The sequence below is a fragment of the Brucella haematophila genome, assembly GCF_005938105.1.
In the GTDB taxonomy this organism is placed as follows: domain Bacteria; phylum Pseudomonadota; class Alphaproteobacteria; order Rhizobiales; family Rhizobiaceae; genus Brucella; species Brucella haematophila.
In genome coordinates this window covers 127240-147847 of the sequence record NZ_VCPE01000005.1, presented here as the reverse complement: position 1 = coordinate 147847, position 20608 = coordinate 127240, and the positions used below count along the sequence as shown (strand labels likewise).

Sequence of the window (20608 nt, the reverse complement as noted above, 5' to 3'; positions counted from 1 at the left end):
CACAGTATCCACTGTGCCGGCTTTTTTATTTCCTATCGGAACGAGGAGATCAGGGCCGTCGGCTTTGCGCCTTTTCCGGGCCCATCAGCACCAGAAGGTCGGCCAGTTCCGGCCCGTGAGCCTGTCCGGTCAGCGCCAGACGCAGGGGCATGAAAAGCCCCTTGCCCTTGCGTCCCGTTTCCGACTTGACCGCATCCGTCCATGTCTTCCACGTCTGCTGATCCCAAGGGCCTGCTGGCAAAAGCGTGAACGCGGTGCGTGCAAATTCGCGATCTTCATCCGACAGTTCCGGCGTTTCCGGCAGGTCGCCGGTCACGATCTGCCACCAATGCTGCACATCACCGAAACGATCCAGATTGCCACGCACGGCGAGCCAGAATGGCTCGGCCTTCTCGCCTTCAATGCCAAGCACGTCGAGACGCGGCTTGGCGTCGGCAAAAGACATTTCGTGCAGCAAAGCGCGATTGAGCGTGTCCAGTTCGGCCGGGTCGAATTTGGCCGACGATTTTGAAATCGACGCCAGATCGAAACGTTCCGCCAGCGCATCCATGGTTGGCGCAGCGGCGACGTTTTCCGACGTGCCGATCAAAATAGCCAGCGAAGCAACCGCCATTGGCTCGTAGCCGTTTTCGCGCAGTGATCCGACCGAAAGCGCGCCCGTGCGCTTTGAAAGCCCTTCGCCCGTCGTGGTCGTCAGCAGATTATGGTGTCCGAAGACCGGCGGCTCGGCGCCAAGTGCGCGGAAGATTGCAATCTGCACACCCGTATTCGTCACATGGTCGTCGCCACGGATAATGTGGCTGACGCCGAGATCGATATCGTCCACGACCGAAGGCAGCGTATAGAGATAGGTGCCATCTTCGCGCACCAGCACGGGGTCCGACATGGATGCGAGATCAACAACCTGAGACCCACGCACCAGATCGTCCCAGTGAACTTCAGTGCGCTGCGTTGCAAACGGATCGCTCTCGAAATTTGGCAGCAGAAAACGCCAATGCGGCTTGCGGCCCTCCGCCTCGAAAGCAGCCTTTTCCGCATCAGTGAGCTTCAGCGCCTCGCGGCCATAAACTGGCGGCAGGCGGCGCGCCAAGCGCAGCTTGCGGCGGCGTTCCAGTTCGTCAGCGGTTTCATAGCAGGCATAAAGCAGGCCTGCGGCCTTCAGCTTTTCCACTGCGCGGGCATAAACATCAAAACGCTTCGACTGATATTCGACGCGGTCCGGTTTCACGCCCAGCCAGTCGAGATCGACGGCGATGGCCTCGGCATATTCCACACGCGACCGTTCAACATCCGTATCGTCATAGCGCAGGATGAATCTGCCGCCGTTTTTCTTGGCAAAAAGCCAGTTGGACAGCGCAGTGCGCGTGTTGCCGATATGAATATAGCCCGTCGGCGACGGAGCGAAACGCACAGTTACAGTCATTTCAAAGGCTTTCAGTCAGTATGTTCAGCGGTCGCGGAAGCGGTTCGTTATGGGATAACGGCGATCGCGTCCAAAATTCTTCCTGGTAATCTTTACACCCGGCGCAGATTGCCGACGCTTGTATTCAGCCAGATAGAGCAGATGTTCGATCCGTTGCACGGTTTCAACCGGATGACCACGCGCAACAATATCAGCATTGCTCATTTCGTTTTCGACCAGACATTCCAGAATATCGTCGAGCACCGGATAAGGCGGCAAGCTGTCCTGATCGGTCTGGTTCTCACGCAATTCGGCGGACGGCGCCTTGGAGATGATATTCTCTGGGATCACCGCGCCTGCCGGTCCGAGCGAGCCTTGGGGAACATGGCTGTTGCGCCATTCCGAAATCGCATAGACCTGCATCTTGTACACGTCCTTGATCGGATTGAAGCCGCCATTCATATCGCCATAAAGCGTCGCATAACCAACCGACATTTCCGACTTGTTGCCGGTCGTGACGACCATGGAGCCGAACTTGTTCGACACCGCCATAAGGATCGTGCCACGTGCCCGGCTTTGCAGGTTTTCTTCGGTGACGCCGCTACTGGTTCCAGCAAAGAGCGGCTGAAGCGCGCTCATAAAGCCCTCAACCGGCTCGGCGATCGGCACAATATCGTAACGTACGCCAAGCGCCTTGGCGCAATCGGCTGCGTCTTTCAGGGATTCATCCGACGTATAGCGATATGGCAGCATGATGCAGCGCACACGCTCAGGCCCCAATGCGTCGACACCCATAGCGGCGCAGATTGCCGAGTCGATGCCGCCGGACAAGCCTAGCACGACATCCTTGAAACCGTTCTTGTTCACATAGTCCCGCAGGCCCAGCACACAGGCGGAATAGTCCGTTTCCAACCCTTCCGGAAGCGTGGCCTTCTCGCCCTCTTCGCAACGCCACGTATCACCGTCACGCCGCCAGATGGTCAAGGCAATCTGCTCGGCAAATTGCGGCATTTGCAGGCAAGGGAAATTGTTACCCGGATTGAAAGCAAAGGACGCGCCGTCGAAGACAAGTTCATCCTGACCGCCAACCTGATTGACATAGAGCATCGGCAGTTCTGCCAGCAGCACCTGCTTCAGAACGACTTGATAGCGCAGGTCCAGCTTGGAACGATGATAGGGAGAGCCATTGGGCACGAGAAGGAATTCGGCACCACTTTCGGCAAGCGTTTCCGAAACGCCGAGATCGCCCCAGATATCCTCGCAGATCGGAATACCAATGCGCACGCCGCGGAAATTGACCGGGCCGAGCAGCGGGCCAGCCTCGAAAACGCGCTTTTCGTCAAACTCACCGTAGTTCGGCAGATCGACCTTGAACCGCTCGGCAATTACCTCGCCGCCATCCAGCACCATGACCGAATTATGCAAACCGCTTTCGCGCCGCAAAGGCGTTCCGATGATGACGCCCGGCCCGCCGTCCGCCGTATCGGCGGCAAGTTCGCGTACTGCATTTTCACATGCCGCAACGAAGGAAGGCTTCAGCACCAGATCCTCAGGCGGATAACCGGCAATGAACAGCTCTGTAAACAGGATGAGATCAGCCTTCATCTCGGCAGCTTGCGCGCGAGCCGCGCGAGCTTTGACAAGATTTCCAGCGATATCGCCCATGACGGGATTGAGCTGCGCGACTGCAATATGAAGCATAATGAGATTCTCACCAACACTATTTCTGCCAGAGATTTAGCGTGGGAGTGGAAGGGATGCAATGAGCGGCACTGCCTCCCCTCGGAGATTGGCTTAGATTACTGGCGAGAACGACCGGAATTATAGCGCCCCCGAAGATCGGCACGCGCCAACTTCGCGACCTGCCGTAAATCACTGCCCGTCCGCATTCGGTTTTGTAGGAAGACAATGAATATAATCCGCCAGATTTTCATAACTATCACAATGATGTGCCGTTATTTCTGAAGGCGAAGCGTCGGCGGCGTTGGCGTCAATAAAATAGAGCCCAACCGACATTATGAAGACCAACAACAAAAACAGATAAATTATTCTGAGCATTAAAATCTCCCGGAATCACTTCCAAGAGAAGATATCAATCAGTAAAATTTCCGAAATACCAACAATGAAGAAACTATTCGTATGCGATACATTTCGGATATTACTATACTATTTTTAATAATAGAAAGACGAAATCAGCACATAACCCCATGTTGCGACGACAAATATAATCGCGATAAGCACAGCCAGTGAACCGCAGTCTTTCGCAATCTGAATTTCCTTGTGAAAATCGAGCGAAACAGCATCGCATGTCGCTTCGATACCCGTATTCAGAATTTCGACCATCATCAGAAACAGGATCGAGCCGGTCATCAGCAGGAAGGCCAGCCATGTCGGCGCAAGGAAGAATGCAACTGGCAACGAGATGAGAAACAATACCAGTTCCTGTTGCACAGCCTTTTCATTGCCCGCGAGATATTTCAGTGCCCGCATGGAATTCAGAAAAGCCAGAAAAATGCGCTGCATAAATACCCCCAAAAGACACTGGTCACGATTTCGCGCTGCTGCCCGAGAATGCTTTAGAGAACTTTGCCTCAAAAGCAACAGGGCGGAGATCGAAACCTCCGCCCTGCACGTTCGATGACGACTTAAGCTGATCAGGCGCTTGCGACCTGCTTGTCAGCTCCTGCATCGCGCTCCTTCTTGAGAAGCTCGGCCAGCAGGAATGCCAGTTCCAGTGCCTGATCTGCGTTGAGGCGCGGATCGCAATGGGTGTGGTAACGGTCCTGAAGATCGTCTGCGGAAATGGCGCGGGCGCCGCCCGTGCATTCCGTAACGTTCTTGCCGGTCATTTCGACATGGATGCCGCCCGGATGGGTGCCTTCGGCGCGATGGATCGCGAAGAAGGATTCCACTTCCTTGAGGATACGGTCGAACGGACGTGTCTTGTAACCGCCAGCGGTGATCGTGTTGCCATGCATCGGATCACAGGACCAGACGACCTTGCGGCCTTCCTTCTCAACAGCGCGGATGAGCTGCGGCAGGTGATCGCCTACCTTGTCGTAGCCAAAGCGCGCAATGAGCGTCAGACGACCAGCTTCGTTTTCCGGGTTGAGCAGGTCGATCAAGCGGATGAGATCATCCGGCTGCAAGGACGGGCCACACTTGAGACCGAGCGGGTTCTTGATGCCACGGCAATATTCGATATGCGCATGGTCAGCCTGACGCGTGCGATCACCGATCCAGATCATGTGACCCGACGTGCCGTACCAGTCGCCCGACGTAGAATCGACACGGGTCAGCGCTTCTTCATAGCCGAGAAGCAGGGCTTCGTGGCTCGTGTAGAAATCCGTCTCGCGCAGCGAATGGTTGCTGTCGGAGGTGATGCCGATAGCGCGCATGAAGTGCATCGTTTCGGAGATGCGCTGTGCCAGAGCGGTGTAACGTTCAGCCTGCGGGCTCTTGCCAACGAAGCCGAGCATCCACTGGTGCACGTTTTCCAGATTGGCATAACCACCCTGCGCGAAAGCGCGCAGCAGGTTGAGCGTCGCTGCGGACTGGCGGTAAGCCATGTCCTGACGCTGCGGATCGGGCGTGCGCGAGGATTCATCGAAATCGATGCCGTTGATGATATCGCCACGGTAGGACGGCAGCTCAATGCCATCCTTCGTTTCCATATCCGACGAACGCGGCTTGGCGAACTGACCGGCAATACGGCCAACCTTCACCACCGGCTTTGAAGCGCCGAAGGTAAGTACGACGGCCATTTGCAGGAACACGCGGAAGAAGTCGCGGATATTGTCCGCGCCATGTTCAGCGAAGCTTTCGGCGCAATCGCCGCCCTGAAGCAGAAATGCCTTGCCTTCCGCTACCGCAGCGAGCTGTTGCTTGAGTTTGCGCGCCTCGCCTGCAAAAACCAATGGCGGATAGGTGCGAAGACGGGCCTCAACGTCGTTCAAAGCCTGTGCGTCTGGATAAAACGGCACTTGCTTGATCGGTTTGTTTCTCCAGGAATGCGGGGTCCAGTTCTTCGTCATTAGAGCACCTGTTTTGCGTTATCCGCTCGATAATCCTCGGATTATATCCTCCTTACACGAAAGCCGGAATTCCCATCCATGCAGCTTGCACCTGAAGAAGATGCCAGCCCCATGTCTAGAATGTTTAAACCCCGGCGTGCGTGGGTCGCGCTGATATAATGCACGCGCGGGTTTAATGCCAGCAATATTCGTTAAGGATATTCGACTGCGGCGAAAGGATCAGCCATCGACCTTTTCGCCGTTCACGACGCGATAACTTGGCTTGTACATGGTGACCAGTTCTTCGGCTGCAGTCGGATGCACAGCCATGGTGCGGTCGAAATCGTCCTTGGTTGCTCCCGCCTTCAGCGAAATCCCCAGAAGCTGGGCCATTTCACCAGCGTCCGGCCCCATAATATGGGTGCCCAGAACCCTGCGGCTCTTCGCATCGACGACGATTTTCATCAGCATCTTTTCGTTGCGGCCCGAAAGCGTGTTCTTCATCGGGCGGAACAACGCGCGATAGACTTCTACTTCCGGATATTTCTTCGCAGCCTGCTCTTCGCTCAGACCGACAGTGCCAATTTCCGGTTGGGAAAAGACAGCGGTTGCGATCAGTTCATGGTCCGGCTTGGTCGGATTATCCTTGAACACGGTCTCGAGGAAGCACATCGCCTCGTGAATGGCCACAGGTGTCAGCTGCACGCGGTTGGTAACATCGCCAACCGCCCAGATATTGGCGGTGCTGGTGCGCGAATAATCATCCACCTCGATGGCGCCCAGCTTGTCGAGCTTCACGCCAGCAGCTTCGAGACCGAGACCGTCCGTGTTGGGCATGCGGCCTAGCGCCAGCATCGCCTGCCCGGCTTCAAGCGTTTCGCCATTCGACAGCGTGATCGACAACAGACCGTTTGCCTGCTTCGCGACATTCTCTAAAACAGCCTCGCAGATAATGCGAATGCCCTTGGCTGCCATCGTTTCATGCAACAGATGGCGGACATCGCCGTCGAAACCGTTCAGAATTTCCTTGCCGCGATAGACAAGTGTCGTTTCCACACCGAGACCGTGAAAGATATTAGCGAACTCCACCGCGATATAGCCGCCGCCCGCGATGACAATCGCCTTGGGCAGTTCTTCCAGATGGAAGGCTTCGTTGGAGCTGATGCAAAGCTCGTGACCGGGTAGAGCCTCATGCGGGTTCGGACGGCCGCCGGTGGCGACCAGAATATGCTCGGCCGTAATCCGACGCCCATCAGCCTTCAGCTCGACCGTATGTTCATCGACGAGCACCGCGCGGCTTGCAAAGATTTCGACCTTCGAATTCTCCAGCCCCTTCCGGTAGAGACCTTCCAGGCGGTCAATTTCCTTGTCCTTGGCGTCGATCAGTTTCTTCCAGTCGAAGCTGCTCTCGCCCACTGTCCAGCCGTAGCCAACAGCATCCTCGAAATGTTCAGGAAACTGCGAGGCATAGACAAACAGCTTTTTCGGCACGCAGCCACGAATGACGCAAGTGCCGCCCATGCGATACTCTTCCGCCAGACCGACCTTTTTCCCCATGGCCCCTGCCAGACGACCTGCACGCACGCCACCGGAACCGCCGCCAATAACAAAGAGGTCGTAGTCGTAGCTGGCCATGGGAGTTCTCCTTTTGAATCACACGCCCGAACGCCCGAGGCTTTTCCGGCGGGATTCTGCATCAACAACAGATTCGGCTGATATGTAAGCAAAAGAAAAAGCCCGGCCAAGTCGCCGGGCTTTCAATTTTTCTCATGCTGTTCGCAAATTACTGCTGAGCAGGCTGGTCCGTCGGCTGCGCGGCGGTCGAACCGGCCTGAGCGGCCAGAACTTCAGCAACGTCGCGAGCGAGGTCACGGGCAACGCCATTCTGCCAGACATTGGCAGCCTTCACGACTTCGCGGGTCACGATCGGGCCTTCCGACAGGAGCTTCTTGCCAGCTGGCGAGGTGTAGAAGGTCGAGATTGCCTTCAGTTCCTCTTCGGAAAATGCCTTTGCATAAGCGCGGGCGGATTCGGTTTCGAGGTCCGAACGGCGGGAAGCCAGAGCCAGAGCCTTTTCATCGACGGTCTTGGTGATCAGACCTTCGAGGTTCGGATCCTTCTGGATCAGCTCGCCCTTGAGCGCACGGGCTGCGTTCGGCAGAATTTCGTCGAACTGCTCGGTTGCGTGGATCGCGGAGATCGCTTCGCGGGCAGCCTGCAGATGGGCATCAGTGATTTCCTGCGCCGAAGCCGCATGAACGCCGGCCATCAGGGCGAATACGGAAAGCGGTGCAATCAGACGACGAAAGCCAGTTACCGGGATCATATGCTCAATACTCCGTTCAATCAGTTCAACACCAGTTTGTAGCACTGGCAGTTCAAGACCGGTTCAGGGTTCGAATGCCGTCGGTTCCGGCAATTACTGCCGCACGCGCCAGCCCGATGAAAAGTCCGTGCTCGACCACGCCAGGAATGGCGAAGAGAGCGTCAGATAGTGTCTTTGGCTCGGGAATGCGGCCAAAAGATGCATCGACGATGTAGTGTCCACCATCTGTTACAAAAGGCGAACCATCTTTTAAACGCAGGTTCAGCGGGCCTGCAAGGCCGCATTTCGTGGCTGCCGCCTCGATTGCGCGCATCGTTGCGCCAAGACCGAAGCGATTGACCTCGATCGGAAGCGGAAAACGACCCAGTGTTTCCACAACTTTCGACTGATCCGCGATGACGATCATGGCGTCGGAAGCCGCGGCCACGATCTTCTCGCGCAACAGCGCACCGCCGCCGCCCTTGATGAGCGAAAGCTCGCCATTGACTTCGTCAGCGCCGTCAATGGTCAGATCGAGATGCGGGGTTTCTTCCAGTGTTGTGAGGGGAACGCCCAGTTCCTGACACAGGCTGGCGGTGCGTTCAGATGTCGGCACGCCAATGATCTTGAAGCCGCCCTGCACTTTTTCAGCCAGCAGACGCACGAATTCTTCTGCCGTGGAGCCGGTGCCGATGCCAAGACGCATACCGTCCTTGACATGCGTCAGTGCCTCGGCTGCGGCGGCGATCTTCAGCTTGCGTGCATCGTCCATGAAAGCAATCCTAGCATATCCTCCGGGTTGACCCGGCGGATTCTCGTCCCAATTCGGTTCGCGTCTAGCACGCGTAGGCATCACAACAAAGCATCTATTTAAATATGACGCAGAATTTCACATCTGCGCGACCGAAGAGCCCGCCCTTGAGCCACCGCACGCTATCGGTTACGTATGCCTGACCCCATCTATGCGAAAGACCCATCATGTCCGTTGCCAGTGCCAAGCCCATCATCGTTTTCGATCTCGACGGCACGCTCGTCGATACCGCGCCGGACCTTCTCGACAGCCTCAATCACTGCCTGTCGATTTCCGGTCTCAAGGCGGCTGATCGCACGGCCTTGCGCCGCTTCGTCGGCCAGGGCGGACGCACAATGATCGAACGCGCTTTTGCTGCCCAGCAGACCCAGATCGACGAGACACGTCTCGACCGTCTGGTGGAAGAGTTCCGCGAGCATTACGCGGACAACATGCCCGGACATTCCATCTTCTTCCCCGGCGTGCTGGAAGCGCTCGACCGGTTTCAGGCGCATGGCTTCGAACTGGCAGTCTGCACGAACAAGTTCGAATCTCTCTCGGTCAAGCTGTTGACGTCGATGGGCGAAGCCTCGCGCTTTGCCGCGATTTGTGGCGCAGACACATTCGCCTGGCGCAAGCCGGACCCACGCCACCTGACGGACACCATTGCCCGCGCTGGCGGCAATCGCGATCGCGCGCTTATGGTCGGCGATAGCCGCACGGATATTGATACGGCCAAGGCTGCGGGTATTCCTGTAGTAGCCGTCGATTTCGGCTATACCGACCTTCCGGTCCAGCATTACGAGCCGAGCCGCGTGATTTCGCATTATGACGAATTCACCCTCGAAATGGCAGAACAGTTGATAAATGCGGTCGCCGACCCAGTCTGAAAGGATAGTGAACGGTGAAAAATACAGTTTTTCAGTTTGTTACGCTGGCTTTTTCAACTGTTTTGGCAGCGGGCGCTTTCGCTCAGGAAAAAACTGCGCCCGGTCTTCCGGGCGTTGAAGCACAAAAGCCGCTTGTCTCGGCTCCGCCACCCGCCCCGGAACCGGATCAGGCTCCGAAAGGAAACTGGAAGAACTTTCGCGTCGGCAACACCGATGTGTCGGTTTCGGGCGATATCATCATTGATGTCGGCACCGGCCAAGGCGGCTCCCGTCACCGATAAATCCTAGCCTTTCGCTGAAACCGCCAGAGCCGACCAGACAGCGGGCAGCAGGCTGGGCAGGTCTTCGGCAATCAACCCGTGACCAAAACGTCTGCCCGCATCGGCATGCGCCCAGACAGCAGCACAGGCAGCTTCAAAGGGTGGCATTCCCTGCGCCAGCAATCCGCCCACAATGCCTGCCAGAACATCGCCGGACCCCGCAGTCGCCAAGAACGGCGTACCATTCGCATTGATCGCGGCGCGACCATCCGGTGCGGCAATGACCGTATCCGGCCCCTTATAGATCAAAACGGCATTGGCAAGGGCAGCAGCTTTGCGCGCCTTGTCGAGCTTTGACGCATCCTCACTGGCAACATCCGGGAAGAGCCGACGGAATTCCCCTTCGTGAGGTGTCAGAACGAGCGCGGTCTTTGCGCCTTTTCTGGCCTCGAACAGTTCACGCGGGTTCTTTTCAAAAGCCGTTATGCCATCCGCATCAAGCACAAGCCCGTTGAGCGCGGAAAATGCCGATGCCGAGCGTCCAGCCAGCATCAGGGCGTGCTCGCGTGCAAAAACAGCATTACCATAGCCGGGGCCGAGCACAACTGATGCGACTTTTCGATCAGTGATGAAATCACGCACATCTTTGGCGCTGCGGGTCTCGCGCACCATGATGCTCGTGACATGGCCCGCATTGATGGCCACAGCGTCCGGCGGCGACAACAGCGTTACGGCTCCTGCGCCGCTTCTTGCAGCGGCAAGTGCGGATAATCGCGCCGCCCCTGTCGCGTGCATTCCTCCCGAAAAGACCGCGACATGGCCGCGGCTGTATTTATGGGCGTTGACGTTCAGGACTGGCAGGTTCTCAACCCACAAACCGGGAGCATTTTCATGCGCCTGCGGATGAATAGTGTCCAGAACGCGATCCGGAATGCCAATATCCGCGACATGAAGAACACCGCATAAGGCCCTGCCCGGCTGCAACAAATGGCCGGGTTTCTTGCGGAAGAATGTCACCGTCGCCCGCGCCTTGACGGCCACGCCCAGTATCTGCCCGCTAGCGCCCGACACACCGCTTGGCAGATCGACGGCGACAACCGGAATGTCTGATGCATTGATGGCGTCGATGGCCACGCCTTCCGCTCCGCGAACATCGCGCGTCAGTCCTGCACCATAAATGGCGTCAATGACGCCCGAAAAACTCGCGGGAGAAAATTCATTGATGTTGCGCACTTCGCCCTTGTGAAACAGTGAAGCGCGAAGCACATCAGTACCCTTTCGCGGCGGTGCCACGCTGAAGCAGACCACTTCGAAACCCGCTTCCAGAAGATATTGTGCTGCGACATAACCGTCACCGCCATTATTGCCCGGCCCGCATAGTACTGCGACGGGTCCCTTGTTCGCGAACATGCGCCGTGCAACATCCGCAACGGCCCGTCCCGCCGCCAACATCAGGGAAAAACCGTCTCGCACGCCATTATCCATGGTCCAGCGGTCCGCTGCGGCCATTTCATCGGGCGAAAGCAATTCCAACATCACGCACCTGTTTCGTAAGACGGATTTTGCGGTGATTAAACACGCGCCACTGGGCTTTGTGCAAGAGAGCCTATATTTGTCGCAAATTGATTACTTTTTAATCATACATTCAGTATCGGGATCACTCTTCCACACCCCAGCGATAGGCACCTCCTTGCAAAGGTGCCGCCTTTAGTGCCACTCTGCTAAGGAAATGGAAGAGAAGAGAAAAATTTGCCTAAGTTTTTGAAACTGGCACGCTTCATGCTTCTCCTACAGTGAAACGAGCACAACGCTCATTTCTGAAGAAAAGCGGAGACCATTCTCTGATGAAAAAGATCGAAGCCATTATTAAGCCCTTCAAACTCGATGAAGTGAAGGAAGCCCTTCAGGAAGTCGGCTTGCAGGGTATTACTGTCATCGAAGCCAAGGGCTTTGGACGACAGAAAGGTCATACCGAGCTTTACCGCGGCGCCGAATATGTCGTCGACTTTCTTCCCAAGGTGAAAGTCGAAGTCATTGTAGCGGATGAAACCGTGGACAACGCGATTGAAGCCATCCGCAAGGCAGCCCAGACGGGTCGCATCGGCGACGGCAAGATTTTCGTCTCCAACATTGAAGAAGTCATTCGTATCCGCACCGGTGAATCCGGCGTGGACGCCATCTGATTGACATCAGCCTACCTATCCTTCGTCGTGCAAACAGGGAATTAAAATGACGACCGCCAACGATATTCTGAAACAGATCAAAGACAACGACATCAAGTTTGTGGACCTTCGCTTCACCGACCCGAAGGGCAAGCTCCAGCACGTCACGATGGATATCGGCCTTGTTGACGAAGAAATGTTCGTTGACGGTGTCATGTTCGACGGCTCGTCGATCGCCGGCTGGAAGGCCATCAACGAATCCGACATGGTTCTGATGCCAGATCCGACGACGGCTCATATCGACCCGTTCTTCGCCCAGTCCACGCTGGTCATTCTTTGCGACATTCTCGAGCCGATCTCGGGCGAAGCTTACAGCCGCGATCCGCGCACGACCGCAAAGAAGGCGGAAGCCTACATGAAGTCGCTCGGTATCGGCGACACGGTTTATGTCGGCCCGGAAGCCGAATTCTTCGTCTTCGACGACGTGAAGTACAAGGCTGACCCGTACAATACGGGCTTCAAGCTTGACTCGACCGAACTGCCGTCCAACGACGACACCGACTATGAAACCGGCAACCTCGGCCATCGTCCGCGCGTCAAGGGCGGCTATTTCCCGGTTCCGCCGATCGACAGCTGCCAGGACATGCGTTCCGAAATGCTCACCGTTCTGACGGAAATGGGCGTAACGGTTGAAAAGCATCACCACGAAGTGGCATCGGCTCAGCACGAACTCGGCGTCAAGTTCGACTCGCTCGTTCGCAACGCCGACAAGATGCAGATCTACAAGTATGTCGTGCATCAGGTTGCCAATGCCTATGGCAAGACCGCAACCTTTATGCCGAAGCCGATTTTCGGCGACAACGGTTCGGGCATGCACGTTCACTTCTCGATCTGGAAAGACGGCAAGCCGACCTTTGCTGGCAATGAATATGCCGGTCTGTCGGAAAACTGCCTGTTCTTCATCGGCGGCGTCATCAAGCACGCCAAGGCTGTGAACGCATTCACCAACCCGTCGACCAACTCCTACAAGCGTCTGGTTCCGGGCTATGAAGCTCCGGTTCTGCTGGCCTATTCGGCACGCAACCGTTCGGCTTCCTGCCGTATTCCTTTCGGCTCGTCGCCGAAGTCGAAGCGCCTTGAAGTTCGCTTCCCGGATCCGGCTGCCAACCCGTACCTCGCCTTCGCATCGCTGCTGATGGCTGGCCTCGACGGCATCAAGAACAAGATCCATCCTGGCCAGGCCATGGACAAGGATCTGTACGACCTGCCTGCAAAGGAACTCAAGAAGATCCCGACCGTTTGCGGCTCACTTCGTGAAGCGCTCCAGTCGCTCGACAAGGATCGCGAATTCCTCAAGGCCGGTGGCGTGTTCACCGACGACCAGATCGACTCGTTCATCGAGCTGAAGATGGCTGAAGTGATGCGTTTCGAAATGACCCCGCATCCGGTCGAATTCGACATGTACTACTCGGTCTAATCCATGGGTAAGCGGGGGCGCTTGCGCTCCCGCAACTCCAAGAGTTACCGAGGGGAACGACGCGTTTTTAAAAACGCGCGAAAGAAAACCCGGCTTCATGGCCGGGTTTTCTTTTTGTTATCAGTGCTTTGGATAAGCTATTTAAGAAATGGCTTCAGAGCGCCTTGAGAATGCGCGCCGCGATCATCATTTCGACTTCGCGTGCCTTACGCCGCGCCGCAGCTTCGGCGTCTTCGCCCCACTGTTCGGTCGTCCAGTCTTCATCGATATGCGCCAGCGACCAGCCGTCTTCGGCGGACACTTCGTCCTTGGCAATAGCCAGCGCAATGATGGCCGAACCGGTCAGGGTCGTCATCGTGTGAAGCGAGGCGAGCGCAATCGGATCGTTGAAAGCAGACAGATGAATGCCAAATGCCGTGATCGCCTCACGCGGCTGCTCAACATGCATGACACCTTCGGCGAGCGCAAACCGCGCGCCAAGCGTTTCCGCCCAGTCGATCAGCGGATCCCAGCGCGCTGTCTGGCGGGAAACGAGTTCCTGTGGTGCGTCGGCGCGATAGCACAGCAAGTCCGTGCCTGCGAAACGCAATACATCCTCAAGCACCGCCTGCGGGTCTTGTGCAATACCGTCAATGGCGGTGTTCACAAGCCGGGTGGCAGGCATTTTGCCCGGATCGATCACCTTTTCCTGCGCGCGAAACTCATCCGCGACGACTTCTGCCGCAGCAGCCGTCGGCAATAGCAGAAGGCTGCGCGCGGGCGTCTTCACCGGGCGACCATCGAGATGAACCGCAAAGCCACCATCCACTTCGGCGACATCCACCCGCTCATAGAAGCGTTTCGGCAGTTGCGCCTGCATCAGCTTCTGGGCCCGAATGATGGGATTCTCGTCGGAAAGCTGCTTACCAGCTTCAAGATCGCTCAAAGTATCACGCATGGGTCTTTCCAATTTTTAAAGCGTATCCATTGCTTTCAGCAGCGGATGAAGGTCGTGCGGCGTGCTCAATATGTGCTGTGCGCCAGCTTCGACAAGCGCCTGTCGGTCATGATAGCCCCATGACACGCCTGCCGCCAGAGCGCCAGCCGAGCGGGCCATCTGCATATCGTAGATCGCATCGCCGATAACAATGGTTCGGTCGGGTTCTATCCCCATTTCCGCGCAGGATTCAAGCACCATCGCCGGATGGGGCTTGGACGGGCAGTCGTCCGCCGTGCGAATGACCAGAAAATGCTTGCCAATGCTGTGGCGTTCGAACACCGCATGGACGCCGCGACGCGATTTGCCCGTGACGACACCCAAAAGCAGATCGTCCCGCTCTCCAAGTTCCGTCAGAAGCGGCAGAATGCCATCATAAAGCGGTTCCGCAAAATCCGGTGCCTGACGCAGGCGGATGAAATTTTCCTTATAGCGCTGCGTCAGCCAGTCGACCTGTTCGTCCGGCTCGCGCCCCAGCAATTGCGCTATGGCCAGCGGAAGCGACAGGCCGATAATCGAATGCGTTTCGGCCTGCTGCGGCGGCGTCAGCCCCGCATCGGCGAAGCTTTCGGCCATGCAGCGATGAATGAAGTCACCGCTATCCACCAGAGTGCCGTCGCAATCGAAAAGAACGAGTTTCATCGTGCTGTTGCCGCCTTTGCCGGTCGATTGATGATTATCAGGCCGAGGCCGATCAGGATCAAGGCTGCGAATATCTTCCAGCTCAATGCTTCGCCCAGAACAATGCCGCTCAGTAATACGCCGAAGGCGGGCGTAAGAAAGGCGAAATTGGAGAGTTTCGAGGCCGGATAGCGGTTTACCATCCAGAACCAGAGCGGATAGGTGAACGCAACCACGAAGAAGGACTGGAACAGCAGCGAGATCACCGAAAGCACATTCGGATCGCGAACGAGCGGACCGGCGAAACCGATGAACGGCAACGGAACCATAGCGGCGACGACAAGCTGGTACAGCAGGATTTTCTCAGGAACGGCATAAGCAAGCTTGCTGCGCTTGATGACCAGTGTGGTCAGCCCCCAGAGAATACCGGAAACGAGCGCCAGAAGATCGCCATAGAATGCATATGGCCCCGGTCGACTGACATGGTCGGAAAAGACGATGAAAACGCCGAGAAAAGCCACGCACATGCCAACAAAAGCCCGAACGGACATGCGCTCGCCCAGCAGGAAATGACTGCCGATTGCCACCCAGAACGGCATGACATTCATCATCAGGGTTACGCGGCTGACATTTGTCAGATCCATCGAGATGAAAATCAGCACAAATTCAGTGCCGAAGAGCAATCCTGCAAGGATGCCGGGCAACAGAGTCCCGTCTTTCCTGAACAGCGGAATGCGCCGCCAGAAACACCAGAGAAACACACATATCCCGCCCAAAACCGAACGGGCGGAAGCCATCAGCATCGGGTTAAAACCCTGATTGCCGATCTTCACGGCAACCTGATTAAGCCCCCAGCTGAACATGATGAAGATGACCAGAGCAATGGCCAGCCCATCGAAAGAAGCCCGGCCTTGCGCCGTCCCCCCATTTTCCCCTGCCATTTCACTTCTTCTTTATGTTGTCAGTCTTCTGCACTGTCCTCGTCAAAGCCGAGCAGGTTCCACGACTGCACCATATGCGGCGGCAACGGCGCAGTCACGTCGATCACACCACCCGATGGATTGGGAATGCGGATGCGACGCGCATGCAGGTGCAGGCGCTTCTGGATGCCGCCGGGGAACTCCCAGTTCTGGTCGGCTTCGAAATATTTCGGGTCACCAATGATTGGATGGCCGATATAGGCGGCATGGACGCGTAGCTGGTGCGTGCGGCCCGTATAAGGCTCCATTTCCAGCCAGGTCAGATTGTTGCCCGCCTTTTCGATGATGCGGTAATAGGAAACCGCATGATCGGAATCCGGCTCGCCGTGCTGGCAAACGCGCATCTTGTCGCCATCCGGCGTCTGGTCCTTGACCAGCCAGGTCGAAATCTTGTCTTCGCGCTTGCGCGGAACGCCCTTCACCAAGGCCCAGTAGGTTTTCTTCGTGTCACGCTCGCGAAACGCGGCGGTCAAGGCCTGCGCAGCGCCGCGCGTACGGGCAACGACCAACACACCAGACGTATCGCGGTCGATGCGGTGCACCAGACGCGGCTTCTCGCCTCTTTTATTGCGCCAGGCCTCCAGCATACCGTCAATATGGCGCGTCAATCCCGAACCGCCCTGCACGGCCAGACCTGCGGGCTTGTTGAAGACGAACACTTTCGGGTCTTCATAGATCAGCATCTGCGAGAGAACGTCACCGTCCTGCTGGCTACGGATGGTGCGCGCCGTGACCGGACCTGTCGCCTTTTCGTCGACGCCGAGCGGCGGGATGCGAACCATCTGGTTGGCCTGAAGGCGGGTATCGGCCTTGGCACGACCGCCATCCACGCGAACCTGACCGGAACGCAGCAATTTTTGCAGATGACCAAAGCCCAGCCCAGGAAAGTGAACCTTGAACCAGCGATCGAGACGCATGCCCGCCTCGCTCGTATCCACAATCTTCTGTTCAACGCCTGCCATGGAAAAACCCGATCAATATCTTTCTGGGGCGCGACCGTGCGCGCCAACTTGTTAATCCTGTCAATAGACGTGAGTTTCCCCGATTGCTAGTGCAATTCCGGAAAACTGCGATTTGAGGCGTTTCAGGCCACTTGCGACCAATATTGGACGAAAAAGGCCCGAATCTTCACACTCAGTTACATACGTTTTTAATTTATGGTTGGTTCTGACACCCAATAGCCACTTCTTCCCGACATTAGATATTGATAGAACAGTGGGGTCGTACCATTTAGCCCCGTAAATAGAACGAGCGGGAGTGCGAAAGTGTCATTGCTCAAAATATACTGGCGAGCCATGGAATATCTTGCGGTCGAGAAAGCCGCAACGATATCGATGTGTGTTGCGAGTGTCCTCGTTGCCCTTGTTACGCTGGCCGAGCCGATCCTGTTCGGTAAGGTCATTCAGGCCATTTCCGATAAGGGAGACATCGTCTCGCCTTTGTCGATGTGGACTGCGCTTGGCGTCTTCAACATCATCGCAGCCGTTTTCGTGGCGCGTGGTGCGGACAGGCTTGCGCATCGCCGCCGTCTCGGCGTGATGATCGACTCCTATGAGCGCCTGATCACCATGCCCCTCGCCTGGCATCAGAAGCGCGGCACATCCAATGCCCTGCACACGCTGATCCGCGCAACGGACTCGCTCTTCACGCTCTGGCTTGAATTCATGCGTCAGCACCTGACCACGGTTGTGGCTCTGGCAACGCTTATTCCGGTTGCCATGAACATGGACATGCGCATGTCGCTCGTCCTGATCGTGCTCGGTGTGATCTATGTCATGATCGGTCAGCTGGTCATGCGCAAGACCAAGGACGGCCAGATGGCTGTCGAAAAGCATCATCACAAGCTGTTCGAGCATGTCAGCGATACGATCAGCAATGTTTCGGTCGTACAGAGCTATAACCGCATTGCCTCTGAAACGCAGGCGCTGCGCGACTACGCGCGCAATCTGGAAAAGGCACAGTTTCCGGTTCTCAACTGGTGGGCACTCGCCAGTGGTTTGAACCGCATGGCTTCGACCTTCTCCATGGTGGTCGTGCTGGTTCTCGGCGCTTATTTCGTGACCAAAGGCCAGATGCGCGTTGGCGACGTGATTGCCTTCATCGGCTTCGCACAGCTGATGATCGGCCGTCTCGACCAGATCAGCGCCTTCATCAACCAGACTGTGACGGCACGCGCCAAACTCGAAGAATTCTTCGAAATGGAAGATGCAACTGCCGACCGTCAGGAACCGCAGAATGTGGCCGATCTGGAAAACGTCAAAGGCGACATCGTTTTCGACAATGTCACCTTCGAGTTCCCGAATTCGGGTCAGGGCGTCTATGACGTTTCCTTCGAGGTGAAGCCCGGCCAGACCGTCGCCATTGTCGGCCCGACCGGTGCGGGCAAGACCACGCTGATCAATATTCTCCAGCGTGTGTTCGATCCGGCTGCTGGTCGGGTGCTGATCGACGGCGTCGATACGCGCACTGTCAGCCGTCGCTCGCTGCGTCATGCCATTGCCACCGTGTTTCAGGATGCCGGTCTCTTCAACCGTACCGTCGAGGAGAATATCCGCGTCGGTCGTGAAGACGCCTCGCATGAAGAAGTCCATGCCGCAGCCAAGGCTGCCGCGGCGCACGACTTCGTTCTTGCCAAGGCCAATGGTTACGACACGGTCGTCGGCGAACGCGGTTCGCAGCTTTCGGGTGGTGAACGCCAGCGTCTGGCAATTGCCCGCGCAATCCTGAAGGATTCACCGATCCTCGTGCTCGACGAAGCGACTAGTGCGCTCGATGTCGAGACCGAAGAAAAGGTGAAGCAGGCTGTGGACGATCTGAGCCAGAACCGCACCACCTTCATCATCGCGCACCGCCTGTCGACGGTTCGTTCGGCGGATCAGGTTCTGTTCATGGACAAGGGCCATCTGGTTGAACGTGGCAGCTTCGATGAACTTGCTGCCCGCGGCGGTCGTTTCTCCGACCTGCTTCGCGCCGGTGGTCTGGCTCTAGAAGACAAGCAGGTTAACAAGCCTGCGGAAGGTGGCCCGGAAGGCAGCAATGTGATGCCCTTCCCCGCTCGCGCCTGATCGCTGATGACAGCAAACACGAAAAAGCCCGGCAGAGATGCCGGGCTTTTTGTTTAGAGCGGGATTTCAAACCGGAGCCCATCATAGCCGGGTTCAACATTATCAGGCGTTTCGCGCAGCACCGTCTCGTAGTCGAGCGGCACATGCATATGCGTGAGAATTGCCCGCTTGGGCGCGAACAGCTCGATCCATTCCAGCGCCTGTTCAAGCGAGAAATGGCTCGGATGCGGGCGATATTGCAAAGCGCCGAGGATTAGAACATCGGCATGACGGACATAATGCAGGCTCTCATCCGGGAACGCGCTGACATCCGTGCAATAGACAACATTGCCAATACGGAACCCAAGCGACTCGATATCGCCATGAATCTGCCGGAACGGTTCGAACCGGATTTCACCGCCTGCACCGTCGATGGTGAACGGTGTTTCGGCTGCAATGTCGTGCATGCTCAGGATCGGCGGATAGCTTGAGCCAGCCGGTGTCTCGAAACAATAGCCGAAAGCGTCGTAAAGCCGGTTGCGGGTGAAGCGATTGGCATAGACATCCATCAGGCGACGATTATCCACCACATAGGTGCGCAGATCGTCGATGCCGTGAATATGGTCGGCATGCGGATGGGTATAGACCGCCGCATCAAGCGAATGCACGCTGGCATTGATCATCTGCGTGCGGAAATCCGGCCCCGTATCGATCACCACTGTCGTATGGTGGCCGTTCGCATTGAAACGCTCCACCAGCAAGGATGTGCGCGTGCGACGGTTTTTCGTATTCTGCGGATCGCAATTGCCCCAATCGCCATTGATGCGCGGCACGCCGGGCGATGAGCCGCAGCCCAGAACCGTGAAACGCAGGCAATTTCGGGGAGACGTCACGCTCAAACTTCCTCTGATGGCCGAGGCATTTTGGAGAACAGCCTGAACACGTTGTCGCTCGTGATGCGGGCGATTTCGTCATTGCTCACGCCAATCGTCTCGGCCAGCATGGCAGCGGTGTGTTGCACGAAAGACGGTTCGTTGCGCTTGCCGCGATGTGGCAGCGGGGCGAGGAACGGCGCATCCGTTTCCACCAGCAGGCGGTCACGCGGAACGATGGTCGCAATTTCGCGGATTTCCGGCGAGTTCTTAAAAGTCAGAATGCCCGAAAAGGAAACATAACCGCCAAGCTCAATGCCTTTTTCTGCCAGCGCCCGTCCGGAAGAAAAGCAATGGAGAATGAAAGGGAAAGCGCCCTTGGCCGTTTCCTGTTCCAGAATTTCGGCCATATCAGCGTCTGCACTGCGCGCATGAATGACAAGCGGCAGTTGCGTCCGGCGCGCGGCTTCGATGTGAACGAGAAACCCCTGACGCTGCGCTTCGGGCGGAGCGTAGTCGTAGTGATAATCGAGACCCGCCTCGCCTATGGCGACAACCTTTGGGTGGTCCGCAAGGCGAACAAGATCATCAGCCGTAATGTCCAGTTCTTCATGCGCGTTGTTCGGATGGGTGCCGACCGAGCAATAGACGGATTCATAGGCTTCCGCGATGGCGCGGATCGTATCGAATTTGCGAACGCGCGTGGAGATCGTCACCATGCGCTTGATCCCGGCGTCGAGCGCGCGCTGCACAACAGCATCGCGCTCCGGCTCAAAATCGGCAAAGTCGAGGTGACAATGGCTATCGACAAGCATC

The 20608-nt window shown here is 56.8% G+C and carries 19 protein-coding genes; 5 read left to right on the top strand and 14 right to left on the bottom strand.

From position 1 onward, the window contains the following. Window positions 1–49 precede the first annotated feature (49 nt). The 7 genes from gltX to rpiA form a co-directional block, all read right to left on the bottom strand. Window positions 50–1423: a glutamate--tRNA ligase gene (gltX, locus tag FGI60_RS10140; RefSeq protein WP_138785071.1), complete on the bottom strand. Its 1374-nt coding sequence runs from the start codon at window positions 1421–1423 to the stop codon at window positions 50–52. A 24-nt stretch (window positions 1424–1447) separates the two neighbouring features. Next, window positions 1448–3103 (bottom strand): NAD+ synthase, encoded by a 1656-nt coding sequence (locus FGI60_RS10135; RefSeq protein WP_138785070.1) that lies wholly within the window; start codon window positions 3101–3103, stop codon window positions 1448–1450. Between the two features lie 471 nt (window positions 3104–3574). Further along, window positions 3575–3925 carry a diacylglycerol kinase gene (locus FGI60_RS10130; protein ID WP_078338556.1) on the bottom strand — a complete coding sequence of 117 codons (351 nt, stop codon included), beginning with the start codon at window positions 3923–3925 and terminating at the stop codon, window positions 3575–3577. 131 nt (window positions 3926–4056) lie between these two features. After that, a complete protein-coding gene (locus tag FGI60_RS10125; RefSeq protein ID WP_078338555.1) occupies window positions 4057–5436 on the bottom strand; it encodes a class II 3-deoxy-7-phosphoheptulonate synthase in 1380 nt (459 codons plus the stop codon). Window positions 5437–5655: 219 nt separating this feature from the next. Then, the gene (gor, locus tag FGI60_RS10120) at window positions 5656–7050 is read right to left on the bottom strand and encodes a glutathione-disulfide reductase (RefSeq protein ID WP_138785069.1); all 1395 of its coding nucleotides are present in this window, start codon (window positions 7048–7050) and stop codon (window positions 5656–5658) included. Between the two features lie 148 nt (window positions 7051–7198). Then, window positions 7199–7741 carry a DUF2059 domain-containing protein gene (locus tag FGI60_RS10115; RefSeq protein ID WP_138785068.1) on the bottom strand — a complete coding sequence of 181 codons (543 nt, stop codon included), beginning with the start codon at window positions 7739–7741 and terminating at the stop codon, window positions 7199–7201. Between the two features lie 52 nt (window positions 7742–7793). Next, window positions 7794–8492, bottom strand: coding sequence for a ribose-5-phosphate isomerase RpiA (rpiA, locus tag FGI60_RS10110; RefSeq protein WP_138785067.1), 699 nt, complete (start codon window positions 8490–8492; stop codon window positions 7794–7796). Between the two features lie 206 nt (window positions 8493–8698). On the opposite strand from rpiA, the gene FGI60_RS10105 reads away from it, so the two are divergent. Further along, window positions 8699–9400 (top strand): HAD family hydrolase, encoded by a 702-nt coding sequence (locus FGI60_RS10105; RefSeq protein ID WP_138785066.1) that lies wholly within the window; start codon window positions 8699–8701, stop codon window positions 9398–9400. A gap of 62 nt (window positions 9401–9462) precedes the next feature. Next, the gene (locus FGI60_RS10100) at window positions 9463–9681 is read left to right on the top strand and encodes a hypothetical protein (protein ID WP_078338653.1); all 219 of its coding nucleotides are present in this window, start codon (window positions 9463–9465) and stop codon (window positions 9679–9681) included. Window positions 9682–9684: 3 nt separating this feature from the next. On the opposite strand, the gene FGI60_RS10095 is transcribed toward FGI60_RS10100, so the two are convergent. Continuing rightward, complete coding sequence (locus FGI60_RS10095) at window positions 9685–11196, bottom strand: NAD(P)H-hydrate dehydratase (protein WP_138785189.1); 1512 nt, start codon at window positions 11194–11196, stop codon at window positions 9685–9687. Between the two features lie 308 nt (window positions 11197–11504). Here FGI60_RS10095 and FGI60_RS10090 point away from each other — a divergent pair, with 308 nt between their 5' ends. Together FGI60_RS10090 and glnA are read left to right on the top strand one after the other, a co-directional pair. After that, window positions 11505–11843: a P-II family nitrogen regulator gene (locus tag FGI60_RS10090; RefSeq protein WP_078338549.1), complete on the top strand. Its 339-nt coding sequence runs from the start codon at window positions 11505–11507 to the stop codon at window positions 11841–11843. Window positions 11844–11889: 46 nt separating this feature from the next. After that, the gene (gene glnA, locus FGI60_RS10085) at window positions 11890–13299 is read left to right on the top strand and encodes a type I glutamate--ammonia ligase (RefSeq protein ID WP_078338548.1); all 1410 of its coding nucleotides are present in this window, start codon (window positions 11890–11892) and stop codon (window positions 13297–13299) included. A 154-nt stretch (window positions 13300–13453) separates the two neighbouring features. Here the strand turns inward: glnA and FGI60_RS10080 are convergent, their stop codons facing one another. The 4 genes from FGI60_RS10080 to FGI60_RS10065 are packed head-to-tail and all read right to left on the bottom strand — an operon-like array spanning window position 13454 to window position 16838. Beyond that, window positions 13454–14236, bottom strand: coding sequence for an ATP12 family chaperone protein (locus FGI60_RS10080; RefSeq protein ID WP_138785065.1), 783 nt, complete (start codon window positions 14234–14236; stop codon window positions 13454–13456). Window positions 14237–14251: 15 nt separating this feature from the next. Then, window positions 14252–14917 (bottom strand): HAD-IA family hydrolase, encoded by a 666-nt coding sequence (locus tag FGI60_RS10075; RefSeq protein WP_138785064.1) that lies wholly within the window; start codon window positions 14915–14917, stop codon window positions 14252–14254. Then, window positions 14914–15837: a DMT family transporter gene (locus FGI60_RS10070; protein WP_138785063.1), complete on the bottom strand. Its 924-nt coding sequence runs from the start codon at window positions 15835–15837 to the stop codon at window positions 14914–14916. Before FGI60_RS10070 ends, FGI60_RS10075 begins: the two co-directional genes overlap by 4 nt. A gap of 20 nt (window positions 15838–15857) precedes the next feature. Then, window positions 15858–16838: an RluA family pseudouridine synthase gene (locus tag FGI60_RS10065; protein WP_138785062.1), complete on the bottom strand. Its 981-nt coding sequence runs from the start codon at window positions 16836–16838 to the stop codon at window positions 15858–15860. Between the two features lie 303 nt (window positions 16839–17141). Between FGI60_RS10065 and FGI60_RS10060 the strand changes: the two genes are divergently transcribed. Further along, window positions 17142–18941: a glucan ABC transporter ATP-binding protein/ permease gene (locus FGI60_RS10060; protein WP_138785061.1), complete on the top strand. Its 1800-nt coding sequence runs from the start codon at window positions 17142–17144 to the stop codon at window positions 18939–18941. Window positions 18942–18994: 53 nt separating this feature from the next. Here FGI60_RS10060 and FGI60_RS10055 read toward each other — a convergent pair whose 3' ends face one another. Both FGI60_RS10055 and FGI60_RS10050 read right to left on the bottom strand, forming a co-directional pair. Further along, window positions 18995–19813 (bottom strand): MBL fold metallo-hydrolase, encoded by an 819-nt coding sequence (locus tag FGI60_RS10055; RefSeq protein WP_138785060.1) that lies wholly within the window; start codon window positions 19811–19813, stop codon window positions 18995–18997. Window positions 19814–19815: 2 nt separating this feature from the next. Further along, window positions 19816–20607 carry a TatD family hydrolase gene (locus FGI60_RS10050; RefSeq protein ID WP_138785188.1) on the bottom strand — a complete coding sequence of 264 codons (792 nt, stop codon included), beginning with the start codon at window positions 20605–20607 and terminating at the stop codon, window positions 19816–19818. Between the last annotated feature and the right edge of the window lies 1 nt (window position 20608).